Annotated in this window: 2 protein-coding genes; both read right to left on the reverse strand. The window is 70.6% G+C overall.

Annotated elements, in window-relative coordinates; translation table 11 throughout:
* Positions 1-572 (reverse strand): alpha-hydroxy acid oxidase (locus tag KDH83_RS30565; RefSeq protein WP_212322766.1); only part of this gene is annotated, 572 nt, incomplete at its 3' end.
* Positions 573-770: 198 nt separating this feature from the next.
* The gene (gene asd, locus KDH83_RS30570; RefSeq protein ID WP_212322768.1) at positions 771-1,634 is read right to left on the reverse strand and encodes an archaetidylserine decarboxylase; all 864 of its coding nucleotides are present in this window, start codon (positions 1,632-1,634) and stop codon (positions 771-773) included.
* Positions 1,635-1,666: the final 32 nt, after the last annotated feature.

Here is a 1,666-nt window from a genome sequence, read left to right on the forward strand (position 1 = left end):
GGCTTGAGCGGCGTGGAGAAGCCGGTGCGCACATTGTTCTCGCGATTGGCGGACACGGGGATGTCCACGGTCAGCACCAGGGTCTCGTAGCCGGCCTTGCGGGCGCGTTCGACCAGCGCGTCGATGCGGGCCGGGTCGCCGGGCAGGTAGGCCTGGAACCAGGTGCCGGGCGCGGCCTGGATCACGTCTTCAAGCGGAATCAGCGAGGTGCCGCTGAGGATGGCGGGGATGTTGGATGCCCGCGCGGCGCGGGCCTGGGCGATGTCGCCGCGATAGGCCGACAGCGCGCTCAGGCCCATGGGCGCGATGCCGAACGGCGCGTCGTAGCGGCGGCCGAACAGGTCGAACTGCTGCGAGCGGGCCGACACGTTCACCAGCACGCGCGGCACGAAGCTGTAGCGCGCGAACGCGTCGCGGTTGGCGCGCAGCGACTGGTTGTCCTCGGCCGCGCCGGCGATGTAGCCGAAGATGGGGCGCGGCAGGCGCCGGCGCGCGGCCTGCTCGAAGTCGTCCAGCGACAGCATGCGCGCCAGGGCGCGGGGCAGGGGGCGGGCGGAGGAGGTGACGGTCATGGCGGGCGGCGCGCGTTGGGGAAAGCCCCATAATCTAGCGCCGTCGCCGCCAGCCCGATAGCGAATAAAACCGGAACGGCGGGTTCGCCGAAAGGAAACAAGCCGGGCGGTCCGAGGGCCGTGCGAGCGTCAGGAACGGACAGCCCGAAGATGGCGCGCCCTGGCATTCGGCGCCGGGGCATGCCGGCGCCGAATGCCTCAGGTCGGCAAGGCCAGCAGCTCGCCCATGCGGACCGGGCCGCGCACCGAGGGGGTGTCGGACCAGCGGATCTTGCCGGGTCCGAACAGCACGATGGCGGTGGACCCGAGCTTGAAGCGGCCCATCTCGGCGCCCTTGTCCAGCTGGATCGGCGCGCGCGCGTCGGCGTCGTAGCGCGTGGCCTTGACGCCGCGCTTGTGCGGCGTGACCAGGCCGGCCCAGACGGTTTCGATGGAGGCGACGATCATGGCGCCGACCAGCACCAGCGCCATGGGGCCATGCTCGGTGTCGAAGATGCAGACCACGCGTTCGTTGCGCGCGAACAGGCGCGGCACGTTGCGGGCCGTCAGCGGGTTGACCGAGAACAGCCGGCCCGGCACGTGGACCATTTCACGCAGCGTGCCGGCCACGGGCATGTGGACGCGGTGATAGTCGCGCGGCGACAGGTAGATGGTGGCGAACTCGCCGCCCTGGAACGGCGCGGCGCGCTCGGCGTCGCCGCCCAGCAGGTCGGCCAGCCCGTAGCTGTGGCCCTTGGCCTGGAAGATGCGGCCGTGCTCGATGGCGCCCATCTGGCTGATCGCGCCGTCGGCCGGGCACAGCACCGAGCCGGGCTCGTCGTCCAGCGGCCGCGCGCCGTCCTTCAGCGCGCGTGTGAAGAAGTCGTTGAAGCAGTCGTAGGCCAGCGCGTCTTCCTGCTCGGCCTCGCTCATGTCGACGCCGTAGCGTTGCACGAAGCGCGAGATCATCCAGTTCTTGACCGCGGGTTCCCGGCAGTCGGACGCGTATCCGAACAGGCGCGACACCAGGTGGTGGGGCGCGAGGTACTGGCTGGCGAGAAAGAGCTGGTCTTTGATGGGCATCGGCAGGGGGGAAATAGCAGCGTCCCGCAAGG

This window comes from Achromobacter sp. Marseille-Q0513, assembly GCF_018195695.1.
Lineage (GTDB): Bacteria > Pseudomonadota > Gammaproteobacteria > Burkholderiales > Burkholderiaceae_B > Achromobacter.